Raw genomic sequence first — 16,818 nt, forward strand, 5'->3', positions numbered from 1 at the left:
CGGCCACTGCGACAAATCGCCCTTGCCGTGCCTGGGCAGGCCTACCAGAATCGAGCCACGACCTCCGTTGCCGAAGAAGGATTCGCGTCATGATGTATGCCGATTTGATCGATCAGGAAGACCTGTTGGGCCAGCTCAAGTCGTTGGGTTTTCAAGTGCCGAGCGGTTCAACTGCCGAGCAGGCCTGTGAGTATGCGGTGCGCGGTCTGGATAACGTTCGCGCCTTTGAACTGCGCAAGATGGTCAAGGACATGTACACCAGCGGCGCCAGCATCCAGCCTGCAGTGCGTCAGGCCATCGACAAACAATTGTTGCCGGCATTGGCGCAATACCAACAAACCCATAGCGCCTGACGTTACTCACCTGATCGTTCCCACGCTCTGCGTGGGAATGCCTCAACGGACGCTCCGCGTTCGGCCTTTTGGGACGCAGAGCGTCCCGGGCTGCGTTCCCACGCAGACGGTTCGACGCCTCGACGTGGGAACGATACTTATCAGAGCCTTACACTGGCGAATGTGGATTCGTTGCGTGCCTGGCTCAGCGCCGACATGGGCCCGGACAGCGGCGACATCACAATGGCCTGCGGCAGCGGCATCATTGCCACCTGCTGGGTGGTGTTGGAGCCGACGCGCTCGTCACGCGGCGGAATGCCGAAGTATTCGCGGTAGCACTTGGAGAAGTGCGGCGTCGACACAAACCCGCAGACCGACGCCACTTCGATGATCGACATCGGCGTCTGCTTGAGCAGTTGCCGCGCACGGATCAGGCGCAGCTTGAGGTAGTAGCGCGACGGCGAGCAGTGCAGGTATTTCTGGAACAGGCGTTCGAGCTGGCGACGGGACACGGCGACGTACACCGCCAGTTCGTCGAGGTCGATCGGCTCTTCCAGGTTGGCTTCCATCAGCGCAACGATTTCCTGCAGTTTCGGCTGGTTGGTGCCGAGCATGTGCTTGAGCGGTACGCGCTGGTGATCCTGCTCGTTGCGGATGCGTTCGTAGACGAACATCTCGGAGATCGCGGCGGACAGTTCACGACCGTGATCGCGGCTGATCAGGTGCAGCATCATGTCCAGCGGCGCGGTGCCGCCGGAGCTGGTGAAACGGTTACGGTCGAGGGTAAACAGGCGGGTGCTCATCGCAACACGCGGGAAAGCTTCCTGCATCGCCGCCAGACATTCCCAGTGCACGCTGCAATCGAAGCCGTCGAGCAGGCCGGCGCAGGCCAGGGCCCAACTGCCGGTGCACACGGCACCGAGGCGGCGTGACTGCCGCGCCTGGCTTTGCAGCCACGACACGTGTTCACGGGTAACGGTACGTTGAATGCCGATCCCGCCGCACACGATGACGGTGTCGAGGGCCGGGGCTTTATGCATGGAAGCGTCGGGGGTGATCTGCAGACCGTCACTGGCCCAGACCTGGCCGCCGTCGACGGTGAGGGTGGTCCAGCGATACAGCTCGCGACCGGACAACTGGTTGGCCATGCGCAGCGGTTCGACTGCGGAAGCCAGGGAAATCAGCGTGAAATTGTCCAGCAGCAGAAAGCCGATGGATTGAGGCGCACGGTTCTGGGGTTGAGCCCCGGAGTTGAACGACGTCATCGCGGTATCTCCTCACACAAAGCGGGTGATGGCCTCAGGCGGAGGCTCTTGTTATTGCCATCGTTCTCTTGCGTGAGACGGGCTTTGTTATGACAGAGCAATTGCCATGCCTAAAATTGAATGGCTGTTCAATAACTCCTGAAAACGACGTCGCGACGCGTCTATACAAGCGCTCAGACGAAGGGTAATTCGAAGTGCCATCAGTGGCCGCGAAAGCCCTGCCCCGGAGCGTGTGAGCAAATCGGTAGCACTTGTGGGAACTGGCCTGCGCGCGATTGTCCTACAGTGTCACCGCAGGCACGGGTGACGGACGGTAGCGCCTGCGAATCAGGCGCTGGAGGCAGGAAAGACTCTTATCCGATAGCGACGCGCCAAAAGGTGGCGCGTTTGATATCCGGTGCTCACTTGGTGCGCAGTTTTGACTGGTCCGGCCTCATCGCCAGCAGGCTGGCTCCCACAGTTTTTGCGAACGCCGCAAATCCAGTGTGGGAGCCAGCCTGCTGGCGATAGGAGGCAACTCGGAATCAGCACTCCACCGCGCTGACCGCCAACCCGCCCCGCGAAGTCTCTTTATATTTGTCATGCATGTCGGCGCCGGTATCACGCATGGTGCGGATCACCCGGTCCAGCGAAATAAAGTGCTGCCCATCCCCGCGCAAGGCCATCTGCGCCGCGTTGATCGCCTTCACCGCCGCAATCGCATTGCGTTCGATGCACGGCACTTGCACCAGGCCACCCACCGGATCGCAGGTCAGGCCCAGGTTGTGTTCCAGGCCGATTTCCGCCGCGTTGCACAACTGCTCGGGGCTTGCGCCAAGGATTTCAGCCAGTCCTGCCGCCGCCATCGCACAAGCCGAACCGACTTCACCCTGACAGCCGACTTCAGCGCCGGAGATCGAAGCGTTCTTCTTGCACAGAATCCCCACCGCCGCCGCCCCGAGGAAGTAGTCGACCACGTTGGCGTCGGTCACCGCCTCGCTGAATTTCATGAAGTAGTGCAGCACCGCCGGAATGATCCCCGCCGCGCCGTTGGTGGGTGCCGTGACCATGCGCCCGCCAGCGGCGTTTTCCTCGTTCACCGCCAGGGCGAACAGGTTGACCCACTCCATCGCGCTGAGGGTCGAGCCGATCACGTTGGGCTTGTTCAATTCCTGAAGACTGCGGTGCAACTTCGCCGCGCGGCGGCGCACGTTGAGGCCGCCCGGCAGGATGCCTTCGTGCTTGAGGCCCTGCTCGACGCAATCCTGCATCGCCCGCCAGAGCTTCATCAGGCCGGCGCGGATTTCTTCTTCGCTGCGCCAGACCTTCTCGTTGGCCATCATCAATTCGGCCACGCGCAGGTTGTGGGTCTTGCACAGTTCCAGCAATTCCACCGCGCTGGAAAAATCGTAAGGCAACTCGGTGCGATCCAGATCCACCACACCGCTGGAGGCCTGCGCCTCGTCCACCACAAAACCGCCGCCGACCGAATAGTAGGTGTCGCGATGCAGCTCGCCGTGATCGCCTTCGGCAACCAGGGTCATGGCGTTGGGGTGGAACGGCAGGTTCTCGTCGATCAGGCGCATGTCCCGGCCCCATATAAAGGGCACCGACAAACGACCGTCGAGCAACAGCGTATGGGTTTCGCGCAGGGCCTGGATCCGCGGGCCGATCTGCGACGGGTCGATCGCGTCCGGCCACTCGCCCATCAGGCCCATGATCACCGCGTTGTCGCTGCCGTGACCGACCCCGGTGGCCGACAGCGAACCGAACAGCTGCACCTCGATGCGACGCACCTGCTCCAGCAAATGTTTGTCGCGCAATGACTCGACAAACAGGGCGGCGGCGCGCATGGGCCCGACGGTGTGGGAACTGGAGGGGCCAATGCCGATTTTGAACAGGTCGAAAACGCTGATAGCCATTGCTGCAGAGCTCCTGAAAGTGCCGGTCCGGGGCGTGAAACGCCCGCTGGCGGAGCTGCTACGCTCAAGCTGCGATCCGCCGGAATGCCCGCATCATCAGGCTTTTCCCGGGTCGCTCGGCGTCTGACACCGACGCACTCATGCCCACTAACGCCGTGCCGGTTTCAGCCCGTGTTTTCGCCGTTTTTATGCGGTTCAGATGGCCAGAAAGGGCAGAAAAAAGCTGTAAACGACGTCACTGACACTGGATGCGACCATCCCTGTACTGGATACGACGCACCCTGTAGGCGTCAGATTTTCACTGGTACATGATCGTATCGACTCGATTGCAAGGCGCTGCGGTAGAGCTGTCTCCAGAACGCCATCCAACCGCAACCCATAAGTGCGGTGGTCCAATCGGAACACTGCCAAAAAAAACACCAAGGAGTCCATTCATGAAAGGTTCCCCGTCGTTGTTGTTGGCCGCCATGCTGAGTCTGCCGTTACTGGCTCAAGCCGCAGAACCGGCGCAGTGCAGTACCGTGAACTTCTCCGATGTCGGCTGGACCGACATCACCGCAACCACCGCCACCACCTCCGTCGTGCTCAACGCCCTCGGCTACAAGACCAAGACCACCATGATTTCCGTACCCGTGACCTACAAGTCGCTGGCCGACGGCAAGAACATGGACGTGTTCCTCGGCAACTGGATGCCGACCATGGAAAACGACATCAAGGCCTACCGCGACGCCGGCACCGTGGAAACCGTGCGCACCAACCTCAAGGGCGCCAAGTACACCCTCGCCGTTCCCCAGGCTTTGTATGACAAGGGTCTGCACGACTTCGCCGACATCGCCAAATTCAAGAAGGAACTCGACGGCAAGATCTACGGGATCGAGCCGGGCAACGACGGCAACCGTCTGATCCAGAGCATGATCGACAAGAACGCCTTCGGCCTGAAAGACGCCGGCTTCAAGGTAGTCGAATCCAGCGAGGCGGGCATGCTGTCGCAGGTCGACCGCGCGCAGAAACGCGACACCGCCGTGGTGTTCCTCGGCTGGGCGCCGCACCCGATGAACAAGCGCTTCAAGATTCAGTACCTGACCGGCGGCGATGACTTCTTCGGCCCGGATTTCGGCGCCGCCACCGTGGCGACCAACACCCGCAAGGGCTACGCCGAGGAATGCAGCAACGTTGGCCAGCTGCTGAAAAACCTGGAGTTCACCGTCGACATGGAAAGCGAACTGATGGGCAACATCCTGGACGACAAGATGAAGCCTGACGCGGCCGCCAAGGCCTGGCTGAAAAAGAATCCACAGGTGCTCGATACCTGGCTCGCTGGCGTGACCACCATTGACGGTAAACCTGGCCTGGAGGCCGTGAAAGCCAAGATTGCCCAGTAATCGCTTATGCCGGACGGCTCACGCCGTCCGGGCTGTTTATTTCCTTGCATGCGGACGTTCACTACCATGCTGATTGATCAGAAAATCCCTTTAGGCCAGTACATCGCGGGCTTCGTTGAATGGTTGACGCAACACGGCGCCAACACCTTCGACGCAATCGCCGTGACACTGGAAACGATGATCCACGGCGTGACGTTTGCGCTGACCTGGTTCAACCCGCTGGTGCTGATCGGCCTCATCGCCCTGCTGGCCCACTTCATTCAACGCAAATGGGGCCTGACCGCGTTCGTGGTCGCCTCCTTCCTGCTGATCCTCAACCTGGGGTACTGGCAGGAAACCATGGAAACCCTCGCCCAGGTCATGTTCGCGACCCTGGTCTGCGTGGTCATCGGCGTGCCGCTGGGCATCGTCGCCGCGCACAAACCGATGTTCTACACTTTGATGAGGCCGGTACTCGATCTGATGCAGACCGTACCGACCTTCGTTTACCTCATTCCTACCCTGACCCTCTTCGGGCTGGGTGTGGTGCCGGGCCTGATCTCGACGGTGGTGTTCGCCATCGCCGCGCCGATCCGCCTGACCTACCTGGGCATCCGCGATGTCCCGCAAGAACTGATGGACGCCGGCAAGGCCTTCGGCTGCTCGCGTCGCCAACTGCTTTCACGGATCGAACTGCCTCACGCCATGCCGAGCATCGCGGCCGGCATCACCCAGTGCATCATGCTGTCGCTGTCGATGGTGGTGATCGCGGCACTGGTGGGCGCCGACGGACTCGGCAAACCGGTGGTCAACGCACTGAACACTGCTGATATCGCCCTGGGCTTCGAAGCGGGCCTGGCGATCGTACTGCTGGCGATCATGCTCGACCGTATCTGCAAACAACCCGACGCCAAAGCAGGGGGTGACGCATGAGCATAATTCGCTTCGATAACGTTGACGTGATCTTCACCAAAGATCCGCGCGAAGCACTGAAACTTCTCGATCAAGGCTTGACCCGCAGTGAAATCCTGAAAAAGACCGGGCAGATCGTTGGCGTTGAAAAGGCCAGCCTGGACATCAACAAAGGCGAGATCTGCGTGCTGATGGGCCTCTCCGGCTCCGGCAAGTCGAGCCTGCTGCGCTGCATCAACGGCCTCAACACCGTGAGCCGCGGCAAGCTGTTCGTCGAACATGAAGGCAAGCAGATCGACATCGCTTCCTGCTCCCCGGCCGAGCTGAAAATGATGCGCACCAAACGCATCGCGATGGTGTTCCAGAAGTTCGCCCTGATGCCCTGGCTGACGGTGCGCGAGAACATCAGTTTCGGTCTGGAAATGCAGGGTCGTCCGGAGAAGGAACGGCGCAAACTGGTCGATGACAAACTCGAACTGGTTGGCCTGACCCAATGGCGCAACAAGAAGCCCGACGAGCTTTCCGGCGGCATGCAGCAGCGTGTCGGCCTGGCCCGCGCGCTGGCGATGGACGCCGACATTCTGCTGATGGACGAACCGTTCTCGGCCCTCGACCCGCTGATCCGTCAGGGTCTGCAGGATGAACTGCTGGAACTGCAACGCAAGCTGAGCAAGACCATCGTGTTCGTGAGCCACGACCTCGACGAGGCGCTGAAACTCGGTAGCCGCATCGCGATCATGAAGGACGGCCGGATCATCCAGTACAGCGTGCCGGAGGAGATCGTGCTCAACCCGGCGGACGATTACGTGCGCACCTTCGTCGCCCACACCAACCCGCTGAACGTGCTGTGCGGTCGCAGCCTGATGCGCACCCTGGACAATTGCAAACGCATCAACGGTTCGGTGTGCCTGGATCCGGGCGGCGATTCGTGGCTGGATCTGGCCGAAGGCAACACCATCAAGGGTGCGCGGCAGAACGGTTCGGTGCTGAACCTGCAGAACTGGGCACCAGGGCAAGCCGTGGAAGGCCTGGAGCGCAAACCGACGCTGGTGGACTCGAACATCGGCATGCGCGACGCGTTGCAGATCCGTTACCAGACCGGCAACAAACTGGTGCTGCACGACAACAATCATGTGGTGGGGATTCTCGGCGACAGCGAGCTGTATCACGCGCTGCTCGGGAAGAACCTGGGGTAAAGAGAGCAGACACAAAAACGCCGCGAGAGGATCGCGGCGTGATCGTTCCCACGTCGAGGCGTCGAACCGTCCGCGTGGGAATGCAGCCCGGGACGCTCCGCGTCCCAAATCAAAAGCCGAACGCGGAGCGTCCGTTGAGGCATTCCCACGCAGAGCGTGGGAACGATCAGACACAAAAAAGGGGCTCAACTTGAGCCCCTTTGTATTCCCGCACAACGTGCAGGAAAGATCACTTCACAACTCAGCTATAGACCCGGCCAAGGAGCTGCCGATGGCTTTCAAACTGATCGAGCACATCGCGCGTGATCTGATCCTGTGTGAAGCCCATCAGGTCGTAGTCCTGGCTGCCGTTGTGCAGGTACACCTCGGCGCGGTAGAAACGCTGGCGAGCTTCATCGGACTGGACCGATTCGCTCGGGGTCGCCAGATAGCCGTCAAGGCTCACTTCGTAGACAAAAGGGTTGCCCTCTTCCATCTCGACCCGCACGCCCATGCAGCGCTTGGATTTGCCCAGCAGCGTCTGCACTTCCAGACCCTGGGCACGCATTTGCGCCGCGGCATCTTCCAGCGCCGGGCTGACATGTTTATCCATGAAGCGCTGCACCACCGACTGGCTCGGTTGCAGGTCCAGCTGGGTCAGGCGCTCGCTGAAACCACGACGACCGCGTTCAGCCAGTTGCGCCTGCTCCTGTTCGATCTGCATGTCCTGGCGCATCGCCTTGTGCAAGCCGAACATGAAGCACACCAGCACCACCGAGAACGGCAGACCGGCCAGCACCACCATGGTCTGCATGGCTTCGAAGTTACCGGCGAACAGCAGGCCGATGGTCACCAGGGTGATCACGACCGACCAGAAGATCCGCAACCAGTGCGGAGCGTCTTCGTCGACGTTGCCGCCCTTGCAGGACAGGTTCGCCATCATCACCGCGCCGGAGTCGGCCGGTGTCAGGAACAGCACGAAACCAACGAAGATCGACACGCCGATCACGACTTTCGACGCCGGGTAGTGTTCAAGCAACTGATAGATCGCCATCGACGGCTGTTCCAGCGCCGTCTTGCCGAGTTCCACCGCGCCCTGGTTCATCACCAGATCCAGCGCCGAGTTACCGAAGATCGACAGCCACGCCAGGGTGAAACCCAGCGGAATCAGCAGCACGCCAGCCACCAGTTCACGCACGGTACGACCACGGGAAATACGCGCGATGAACATGCCGACGAATGGGGCCCAGGAAATCCACCACGCCCAGTAGAACAGCGTCCACAGACCCAGCCAGCGGTCGGACTTCTCGCTGTCGCCTTCATAGACGTACAGGTCGAAAGTCTTCAGCACCACGCCGTTGAGGTAGTCGCCGATGTTCTGCACGAAGCCGTTGAGCAGGTGCAGGGTCGGGCCGAACAGCAGGACGAAAATCAGCAGGCCGCTGAACAGGATGATGTTGAGGTTGGACAGACGACGGATGCCGTTTTCCACACCGGACACGGCAGCGATGGTGGCCACGGTGCTCATCACGATGATCACGATCAGCAGATTGGTGTTGCTGTGTTCCATGCCGAACAGGTTTTCCAGGCCCGAGGACACTTGCAGCGAGCCGATCCCCAGGTTGGTCACCAGACCCAGCAGGGTCACGAACATGCCGAAACCGTCTACCGCATGACCGGCAGCGCCCTTGACCCAACGCTCGCCCACCAGCGGATACAGCGCCGAACGCAGGGCCAGCGGCTGGTTATGACGGTAAGCGAAATAGGCCACGGCCAGACCGACCAGTGCGTAGATCGCCCAGCCGTGCAGGCCCCAGTGCAGGAAAGTCAGCTGAACAGCCTGACGTGCCGCCATGTTGGTAGCGGACGCGCCTTCCGGCGGATTGAAGTAGTGATCCAGCGGCTCGGAGGCGCCGAAGTACAGCAGCGAAATACCGATACCCGACGAGAACAGCATCCCGGCCCAGGCGCCGTAGCTGAAATCCGGGGTGTCGTCCTTGCTGCCCAGTTTGAGTTTGCCGTACGAGGAAAACGCCAGGCCCACCACAAACACCAGGTAAGCGGCGATCACCACCATGTAGTACCAGCCGAAGCTGCGGGACAACCAGGCCTGAGCCACTCCCAGCATTCTGCCGGCCTCTTGCGGGGCGATGATCAGAATGGCGGTCAACAACAGAATCAGCGCGGTAGAGGTGTAAAACACCCAACCGTTGACCGTCACCTTCTCGGGCGGGGTCTTTATAAGCGAGGCAGAACTCATGGCACAAATGCTCCAGGCAGTGCGAGAGAAGAACACAAGGCAACACGGAACCCGACCAATCGGTTAGTTGGCAGCCGACCGGCGGGTGATATAAAGACACCCCGAAAAAAGCCCGAACCTGCAGAGATGGCATCGCGAATCGCCGTCGTGGCCGAGGCATGGACGTTCATCCGAAACCTGGCCTTGAGCGTCTTGCCCATTCAACACGTCCGTCGAACGTCGAACCGCGCCTTGCCGCGCGCAGGTTTCGAGCCTTTTCGGATGTCGGTTTTATCGCCACTTACACGTAAGAAAATTCTGTAGGCAGCGACGATTTGTCGCAGATCTTATTCTTTGTTGATTGAACGTTCAATCAAAACAAAATAGACTGGCCCTCAATCCGATAGGCGTCATTCGCCCGTCGGAAGGCCTAAGGAGATGTGCAAGATGCCCAAGGTCGGTATGCAACCCATCCGCCGCCAACAACTGATCGAAGCCACATTGCAGGCGGTTGATCAGGTCGGAATGGGGGACGCCAGCATTGCGCTGATCGCCCGTTTGGCCGGTGTCTCGAATGGCATCATCAGTCACTATTTTCAGGACAAGAATGGCCTGATCGCCGCCACGATGCGGTATCTGATGAGCGTCCTCAGCGAGAGCGTCACCGCGCGCCGTCAGGCGCTGGCAGACAACAGCCCTCGGGCGCATCTGCAGGTGATCATCGAAGGCAACTTCGACGCCAGCCAGGTCAATGGCCCGGCAATGAAAACCTGGCTGGCCTTCTGGGCCACCAGCATGCACCAGCCGTCTTTGCACAGGTTGCAGCGGATCAACGATCACCGTCTGTATTCCAACCTGTGCTGCGAGTTCCGCCGTGTGTTGCCGCTTGAAGATGCGCGCACCGCCGCCCGTGGACTGGCAGCTCTGATCGACGGCTTGTGGTTGCGCGGCGCGCTGTCGGGAGACGCTTTCGACACTGCGCAGGCGCAACAGATCGCTTACGAATACATGGATTTCCAATTGGCCAAGCAGGTGAGCTAGAGCACAGAGAAAACGCTCGGCCCCTGAACTGTCACCGACCAGCGATGCCACAGCTATATGGCTCACCCGGTGACCAACGCCAACCACTAATGCACTTGCGAGGACACTATGGCCCGTTTCGAACTGCAAAAACTCTACATCGATGGCGCGTACTCCGACGCCGGCAGCGATGCCACCTTCGAAGCCATCAACCCGGCTAACGGTGAAGTCCTCGCACTGGTGCAACGCGCGACCAAGGAAGACGTCGAGCGTGCTGTGGTCAGCGCCGAAAAGGGCCAGAAAATCTGGGCCGCGATGACCGCCATGGAGCGTTCGCGCATCCTGCGTCGCGCCGTCGACATCCTGCGCGAGCGCAACGATGAACTGGCTGCCCTGGAAACCCTGGACACCGGTAAAGCCTTCTCCGAAACCAAGTACGTCGACATCGTCACCGGCGCCGACGTGCTGGAATACTACGCAGGCCTGGTGCCCGCCATCGAAGGCGAACAGATCCCGCTGCGTGACACTTCCTTCGTCTACACCCGTCGCGAGCCGCTGGGCGTTGTCGCCGGTATCGGCGCGTGGAACTACCCGATCCAGATCGCCCTGTGGAAATCCGCGCCAGCCCTGGCGGCCGGTAACGCGATGATCTTCAAGCCAAGCGAAGTCACCTCGCTGACCACCCTGAAACTGGCCGAAATCTACACCGAAGCCGGCGTTCCGAATGGCGTGTTCAACGTTCTGACCGGCAGCGGCCGTGAAGTCGGCACCTGGCTGACCGAGCACCCGCGCATCGAGAAGATCTCCTTCACCGGCGGCACCGACACCGGCAAGAAGGTCATGGCCAGCGCTTCGGCTTCGTCGCTCAAAGACGTGACCATGGAACTGGGCGGCAAGTCCCCGCTGATCATCTGCGACGACGCCGACCTGGATCGCGCCGCCGACACCGCCATGATGGCCAACTTCTACAGCTCCGGTCAGGTCTGCACCAACGGCACTCGCGTGTTCGTGCCGAGCCACCTGAAAGCCGCTTTCGAAGCCAAGATCGTCGAGCGTGTTGCGCGCATCCGCGTTGGCAACCCGGAAGACGAAAACACCAACTTCGGCCCGCTGGTCAGCTTCCCGCACATGGAAAGTGTGCTGGGCTACATCGCCAAGGGTAAAGAAGAAGGCGCCCGCGTTCTGTGCGGCGGCGAGCGTCTGACCGACGGCGAATTCGCCAAAGGCGCGTTCGTGGCCCCGACCGTGTTCACCGACTGCACCGACGACATGACCATCGTCCGTGAAGAAATCTTCGGCCCGGTGATGGCGATCCTGAGCTACGAAACCGAAGAAGAAGTGATCCGCCGCGCCAACGACACCGACTTCGGCCTGGCCGCCGGTATCGTCACCCGCGACCTGAACCGCGCCCACCGCGTGATTCATCAACTGGAAGCCGGTATCTGCTGGATCAACGCCTGGGGCGAGTCCGACGCAAAAATGCCGGTTGGCGGTTACAAGCAGTCGGGCGTCGGCCGTGAGAACGGGATCAGCTCTCTCAATAACTTCACGCGCATCAAGTCCGTGCAAGTCGAGCTGGGCGAGTACGTTTCGGTATTTTGATCAGCTGATCCAGCGACAAGCGGCAAGCTTCAAGCTGCAAGTAAAAGCAGCTTGGTTTGCCGCTCTATCTCAGCACCGCTCGCTGCTCTCTTGCAGCTTGAAGCTTGCAGCTTGAAACTCCCGGAGGACCTATGTCCCAAGAATTCGATTACATCATCGTCGGTGCCGGCTCTGCCGGTAACACCCTGGCGACCCGTCTGACTGAAGACGAAGGCGTCACCGTCCTGCTGCTTGAAGCCGGCGGCCCGGACTACCGTCTCGATTTCCGCACGCAGATGCCGGCCGCTCTGGCATTCCCGCTGCAAGGCCGTCGCTACAACTGGGCGTACGAAACCGATCCAGAGCCACACATGGACGGTCGCCGGATGGAATGCGGTCGCGGCAAGGGCCTCGGCGGTTCCTCGCTGATCAACGGCATGTGCTACATCCGTGGCAACGCGATGGACTACGACGGCTGGGCGAAACTGCCAGGCCTGGAAGACTGGTCGTACCTCGATTGCCTGCCGTATTTCCGCAAAGCGGAAACCCGCGACATCGGCCCGAACGACTACCACGGTGGCGACGGCCCGGTCAGCGTGACCACGCCGAAGGCGGGCAACAACCCGCTGTTCCACGCCATGGTCGAAGCTGGCGTACAGGCCGGTTACCCGCGCACCGAAGACCTCAACGGCTACCAGCAGGAAGGCTTCGGCCCGATGGACCGCACCGTGACGCCGAACGGCCGTCGTGCTTCCACCGCCCGCGGTTACCTGGACGTGGCCAAGAAGCGTTCGACCCTGACCATCGTCACTCACGCCCTGACCGACAAGGTTCTGTTCGAAGGCAAGCGTGCCGTTGGCGTGCGTTACCTGGTCGGCGCGGCTGAAGAGCGCGTCGAAGCCCGCGCCCGCAAGGAAGTCATCGTCTGCTCCGGCGCGATCGCCTCGCCGCAACTGCTGCAACGCTCCGGCGTCGGCCCGGCGAAACTGCTGGAAAGCCTCGACATCCCGGTCGTTCACGATCTGCCGGGCGTTGGCGAAAACCTGCAGGATCACCTCGAGCTGTACCTGCAATACGCCTGCACCCAACCAGTTTCGCTGTACCCGTCGCTGCTCTGGTACAACCAGCCGGCCATCGGTGCCGAGTGGCTGTTCAACGGCACCGGCATCGGCGCCAGCAACCAGTTCGAAGCCGGCGGTTTCATCCGTACCCGTCCGGAATTCGAGTGGCCGAACATCCAGTACCACTTCCTGCCAGTGGCGATTAACTACAACGGCAGCAACGGTGTGAAAGAGCACGGCTTCCAGGCGCACATGGGTTCCATGCGTTCGCCGAGCCGCGGTCGCATCCAGGTCAAATCCAAGGATCCGCGCCAGCACCCGAGCATCCTGTTCAACTACATGGCCACCGAGCAGGACTGGCAGGAATTCCGCGACGGCATCCGCCTGACCCGTGAAATCATGCAACAGCCTGCACTGGACGCGTTCCGTGGCCGTGAAATCAGCCCGGGCATCGAAGTGCAAACCGATGAGCAGTTGGACAAGTTCATCCGCGAGCACGCAGAAACCGCGTTCCACCCGTCCTGCTCGTGCAAGATGGGCACCGACGACATGGCCGTAGTGGATGGCGAAGGCCGCGTGCATGGCATGCAGGGACTGCGTGTGGTCGATGCCTCGATCATGCCGATCATCACCACCGGCAACCTGAACGCACCGACGATCATGATGGCCGAGAAAATCGCCGACAAGATCCGTGGCCGCCAGCCGCTGCCGCGCAGCAACGCGCCGTACTACGTCGCTGGCGATGCGCCGGTGAAAGGCAAGCCGATGCGTGATTTGAGTGCTGTTGCTCAGTAAGCCGTAATACCTCTTCGGATCGTTCCCACGTCGAGGCGTCGAACCGTCTGCGTGGGAATGCATCCCGTGACGCTCCGCGTCACACAGCGGACGCGGAGCGTCCATGGCGGCGTTCCCACGCGGAGCATGGGAACGATCTGCTGTTATCAGAGTAAATCCCCCTACACCCCCTCTTCACTTGATCCTACACCCCACGCAGGCCTACTCTAGTCCTCGCCTGATCGCTTCATCCCTCCCCGCCGAATCCGCTTCGCCGCTGCTCCCATGACAAGGAGGTTCCCTGATGTTCGATTTCCACCCCCAGCTCAAGCAGCGCTTCGCTGCCTTGCGCACGGGCGCCGAGTTTTTTTCCTTGCGGTATGTGCGCGAGTCCGGCCAGTACCTGTCGGTGCGCAAGAACGTCGCCGAACCGCCGAGCCTGAGCCGCGACGAAGGCGCGATGCTCACCGTTCGCATCAACGGCGTCGAAGCCTACGCCGCGACCAATGACCTGTCGCAACAAGGCCTGCAAGCCGCCCTCGAGCGCGCCGAACAGCAGGCCCGGCGGATCAAACCGCACGCCCTGCTCGACCTGAGCCAGCAGCCGGTTTCCAGCGACCGCGCCGATTACTTTTCACCCAATCTGGAGCAACCCTTCCCGTCCCTGAGCGAATGCTTCGAGCTGCTCGGCGCGGAATCCGCCTCGGTGCCAAGGGATGAGCGCCTGGTGAATTGGCAAGTGAGCATCGGCATCACCCACGTCGAACAGATCTACCTGAGCAGCGCCGGCGCCGAATTGCGCCAGGCCCAACGCTTCGTCTACCCGAGCCTGGACGTCACCGCCTACGACGGCAACGACAGCCAGACCCGTAGCCTCGGCCGCGAGAACTTCGGTCAGCAGGGCGGCGCCGACGTGATCAGCCGCTGCGGACTGATTGGCGCCGGTCCGCAAGTCGCCGATCAGGCGCTGCAATTGCTGCTCGCGCCGAACACCCCGCAAGGCCCGCGCGACCTGCTGCTGATGCCCGACCAGATGATGCTGCAGATCCACGAATCCATCGGCCACCCGCTGGAGCTCGACCGGATTCTCGGCGACGAGCGCAATTACGCCGGCACCAGTTTCGTCAAAGCCGCGGATTTCGGCAGCCTGCAATACGGCTCGAAACTGCTCAACGTGACGTTCGATCCGGGCATTCCCGAAGAACTGGCGAGTTACGGTCACGATGACGACGGCTCCAAGGCCAGCAAACAATTCCTGATTCGCGAAGGCCTGCTGGTCCGGCCATTGGGCGGAGCCCTGTCACAGTTCCGCGCAGGTCTGGACGGCGTTGCCAACAGCCGCGCCTGCAGCTGGAACCGACCGCCGATCGACCGCATGGCCAACCTCAACATCGAGCCGGGCGACCAGCCACTGGAGCAACTGATTGGCGGTATCGAAAACGGCATTCTGATGAGCACCAACCGCTCATGGTCGATCGACGATGCACGCAACAAATTCCAGTTCGGCTGCGAATGGGGCCAGTTGATTGAAAACGGCGAACTCAAGGGCGTGGTGAAAAACCCGAACTACCGGGGCATTTCCGCGCACTTCTGGAAGAGTCTGCGCGCCGTCGGCAACGCCGCCACCACCCAGGTGCTGGGCACGCCGAACTGCGGCAAGGGCGAACCGAACCAGGTGATCCGCGTCGGCCACGCTTCACCGGCCTGCGTGTTCAGCAATGTTGATGTGTTTGGGGGAGACGCCTGATGAGTATTTCCAAGAGCCAGTCCGAGGCGTTCAAGCTGCTGGTCAACTGGCTGCGCGATGCCGTGCGCGAGCCGGAACAGTTCACCCTGAGTTACGACGCCGAATCATCGGCCTTCGTGCGCTTCAACCACGCCAAGGTGCGTCAGGCCGGGCAAGTTCAGCAAGCCGGTATCGGTCTGAAACTGATCGACGACGGTCGCCATGCCGACCTGCAGATCACCTTGTCCGGCGATCAGGAAGCCGACCTGCAACGCCTTGCCGAAGGCCTGCAACAGCTGCGTGAAACCCTGCCGCTGCTGCCGCAGGATCCGTACCTGTTGCTCAACCACAACGGCTGGCAGAGCAAGAATGTGCAGGAGCATCCGCTGCCGGACACCGAGCAAGTTGTCGCTGAAATCGCTCAAGCGGCCGAAGGTCTGGATCTGGTCGGTTTCTACGCTGCTGGCCCCATCAGCCGTGGCTTCGCCAGTTCTTCCGGCGCATTCGGCTGGCATCAGGCCAACAGCTTCAACTTCGACTTCAGCCTGTTCCACGAGAACGGCGAAGCGGTGAAGGCCAGCTACGCCGGACATGACTGGAACAGCGAAGACTTCGCCCGCCGCTTCCAGCAGGCCCGCGAGCAACTCGAGTTTCTCGGTCGACCGCTGCGCACCTTGCCGCCCGGCCAGTACCGCGCCTATCTGGCACCGGCGGCGCTGGAAGAAATCATGGGCATGTTGTGCTGGGGCGGTTTCTCGGCGCAGTCGATTGCCAGCAAGAGCAGCCCGTTGCAGAAGCTGTATGCCGGCGATCAGGCGTTCAGCCCGCTGGTGTCCCTCGACGAAAAAGTCAGTGGTTCGCTGAGTCCGGCGTTTTCCGGCGAGGGTTACCCGCGCAGCGATCTGCGGCTGATCATCGAAGGCCAGGCCGGCGAGCAACTGGTCGGCTCGCGCAGCGCAGCCGAATACGGCCTCACCGCCAACGGCGCCGGCGGCGGTGAATCGCCCAGCGCGCTGAACATGGCCGCCGGCGACTTGTCCCAGGACGAGATCCTCAAGCAGTTGGGCACCGGGTTGTATATCAGCAACCTTTGGTACCTGAACTTCTCGGATCAACCGGCGGCGCGCCTGACCGGCATGACCCGGTTTGCCACATTCTGGGTGGAAAACGGCGAGATTCAGGCGCCGGTCAGCACCATGCGTTTCGACGACAGCGCCTACAGCCTGCTGGGTTCGCAGCTGGAAGCGTTGACTGCCGAGCGTGAGTTGCTGCTGTCGGCGAGCACCTATAGCCAGCGCAATACCTCGTCGGCGTTGTTGCCGGGGGCGCTGGTGAGCCGATTGACCTTGACCCTGTAAATCCCGGACCTGATCGTTCCCACGCTCTGCGTGGGAATGCATCCCGTGACGCTCCGCGTCACTTTACAGCGGACGCACAGCGTCCATGGCGGCATTCCCACGCGGACGGTTCG

12 protein-coding genes are annotated in these 16,818 nt (G+C 61.4%); 9 read left to right on the forward strand and 3 right to left on the reverse strand.

Features of this window, described 5'->3' with window-relative positions:
- The first annotated feature begins 89 nt into the window (after positions 1 to 89).
- Complete coding sequence (locus tag AC07Y2_RS02240; protein WP_039767996.1) at positions 90 to 353, forward strand: hypothetical protein; 264 nt, start codon at positions 90 to 92, stop codon at positions 351 to 353.
- 140 nt (positions 354 to 493) lie between these two features.
- Here AC07Y2_RS02240 and gbdR read toward each other — a convergent pair whose 3' ends face one another.
- Both gbdR and AC07Y2_RS02250 read right to left on the reverse strand, forming a co-directional pair.
- Positions 494 to 1,597: a choline metabolism transcriptional regulator GbdR gene (gbdR, locus tag AC07Y2_RS02245; protein WP_011336300.1), complete on the reverse strand. Its 1,104-nt coding sequence runs from the start codon at positions 1,595 to 1,597 to the stop codon at positions 494 to 496.
- A gap of 524 nt (positions 1,598 to 2,121) precedes the next feature.
- Positions 2,122 to 3,498 carry an L-serine ammonia-lyase gene (locus AC07Y2_RS02250; protein WP_007959754.1) on the reverse strand — a complete coding sequence of 459 codons (1,377 nt, stop codon included), beginning with the start codon at positions 3,496 to 3,498 and terminating at the stop codon, positions 2,122 to 2,124.
- Positions 3,499 to 3,932: 434 nt separating this feature from the next.
- Between AC07Y2_RS02250 and AC07Y2_RS02255 the strand changes: the two genes are divergently transcribed.
- The 3 genes from AC07Y2_RS02255 to choV all read left to right on the forward strand — a co-directional run bounded on the left by AC07Y2_RS02255 (position 3,933) and on the right by choV (position 6,967).
- Positions 3,933 to 4,880, forward strand: coding sequence for a choline ABC transporter substrate-binding protein (locus AC07Y2_RS02255; protein ID WP_011336302.1), 948 nt, complete (start codon positions 3,933 to 3,935; stop codon positions 4,878 to 4,880).
- A 66-nt stretch (positions 4,881 to 4,946) separates the two neighbouring features.
- Positions 4,947 to 5,792 (forward strand): choline ABC transporter permease subunit, encoded by an 846-nt coding sequence (gene choW / locus AC07Y2_RS02260; RefSeq protein ID WP_039767993.1) that lies wholly within the window; start codon positions 4,947 to 4,949, stop codon positions 5,790 to 5,792.
- Entirely contained in the window at positions 5,789 to 6,967 is a 1,179-nt protein-coding gene (choV, locus tag AC07Y2_RS02265; RefSeq protein ID WP_011336304.1) for a choline ABC transporter ATP-binding protein, read from the forward strand. Before choW ends, choV begins: the two co-directional genes overlap by 4 nt.
- A gap of 241 nt (positions 6,968 to 7,208) precedes the next feature.
- Here the strand turns inward: choV and AC07Y2_RS02270 are convergent, their stop codons facing one another.
- The gene (locus AC07Y2_RS02270; protein ID WP_223290698.1) at positions 7,209 to 9,149 is read right to left on the reverse strand and encodes a BCCT family transporter; all 1,941 of its coding nucleotides are present in this window, start codon (positions 9,147 to 9,149) and stop codon (positions 7,209 to 7,211) included.
- 483 nt (positions 9,150 to 9,632) lie between these two features.
- Here AC07Y2_RS02270 and betI point away from each other — a divergent pair, with 483 nt between their 5' ends.
- The 5 genes from betI to AC07Y2_RS02295 all read left to right on the forward strand — a co-directional run bounded on the left by betI (position 9,633) and on the right by AC07Y2_RS02295 (position 16,705).
- Positions 9,633 to 10,226, forward strand: coding sequence for a transcriptional regulator BetI (betI, locus tag AC07Y2_RS02275; protein WP_103385376.1), 594 nt, complete (start codon positions 9,633 to 9,635; stop codon positions 10,224 to 10,226).
- Positions 10,227 to 10,334: 108 nt separating this feature from the next.
- Positions 10,335 to 11,807 (forward strand): betaine-aldehyde dehydrogenase, encoded by a 1,473-nt coding sequence (gene betB, locus AC07Y2_RS02280; RefSeq protein ID WP_039767992.1) that lies wholly within the window; start codon positions 10,335 to 10,337, stop codon positions 11,805 to 11,807.
- Between the two features lie 131 nt (positions 11,808 to 11,938).
- Entirely contained in the window at positions 11,939 to 13,642 is a 1,704-nt protein-coding gene (betA, locus tag AC07Y2_RS02285; protein ID WP_103385375.1) for a choline dehydrogenase, read from the forward strand.
- Between the two features lie 283 nt (positions 13,643 to 13,925).
- Positions 13,926 to 15,368, forward strand: a complete 1,443-nt coding sequence (locus AC07Y2_RS02290; protein WP_103385374.1) for a TldD/PmbA family protein — start codon at positions 13,926 to 13,928, stop codon at positions 15,366 to 15,368.
- The gene (locus AC07Y2_RS02295; RefSeq protein ID WP_103385373.1) at positions 15,368 to 16,705 is read left to right on the forward strand and encodes a TldD/PmbA family protein; all 1,338 of its coding nucleotides are present in this window, start codon (positions 15,368 to 15,370) and stop codon (positions 16,703 to 16,705) included. Before AC07Y2_RS02290 ends, AC07Y2_RS02295 begins: the two co-directional genes overlap by 1 nt.
- Positions 16,706 to 16,818 lie beyond the last annotated feature (113 nt).

The organism is Pseudomonas sp. GW456-12-1-14-TSB6 (assembly GCF_059424205.1).

Coding starts and splice junctions, on each gene's coding strand:
- AC07Y2_RS02250 (WP_007959754.1), bottom strand. CDS start 3,498: ATGGCTATCAGCGTTTTCGACCTGTTCAAAATCGGCATTGGCCCCTCC.
- AC07Y2_RS02295 (WP_103385373.1), top strand. CDS start 15,368: ATGAGTATTTCCAAGAGCCAGTCCGAGGCGTTCAAGCTGCTGGTCAAC.
- betA (WP_103385375.1), top strand. CDS start 11,939: ATGTCCCAAGAATTCGATTACATCATCGTCGGTGCCGGCTCTGCCGGT.
- gbdR (WP_011336300.1), bottom strand. CDS start 1,597: ATGACGTCGTTCAACTCCGGGGCTCAACCCCAGAACCGTGCGCCTCAA.
- AC07Y2_RS02290 (WP_103385374.1), top strand. CDS start 13,926: ATGTTCGATTTCCACCCCCAGCTCAAGCAGCGCTTCGCTGCCTTGCGC.
- AC07Y2_RS02255 (WP_011336302.1), top strand. CDS start 3,933: ATGAAAGGTTCCCCGTCGTTGTTGTTGGCCGCCATGCTGAGTCTGCCG.
- choV (WP_011336304.1), top strand. CDS start 5,789: ATGAGCATAATTCGCTTCGATAACGTTGACGTGATCTTCACCAAAGAT.
- AC07Y2_RS02240 (WP_039767996.1), top strand. CDS start 90: ATGATGTATGCCGATTTGATCGATCAGGAAGACCTGTTGGGCCAGCTC.
- betB (WP_039767992.1), top strand. CDS start 10,335: ATGGCCCGTTTCGAACTGCAAAAACTCTACATCGATGGCGCGTACTCC.
- betI (WP_103385376.1), top strand. CDS start 9,633: ATGCCCAAGGTCGGTATGCAACCCATCCGCCGCCAACAACTGATCGAA.
- choW (WP_039767993.1), top strand. CDS start 4,947: ATGCTGATTGATCAGAAAATCCCTTTAGGCCAGTACATCGCGGGCTTC.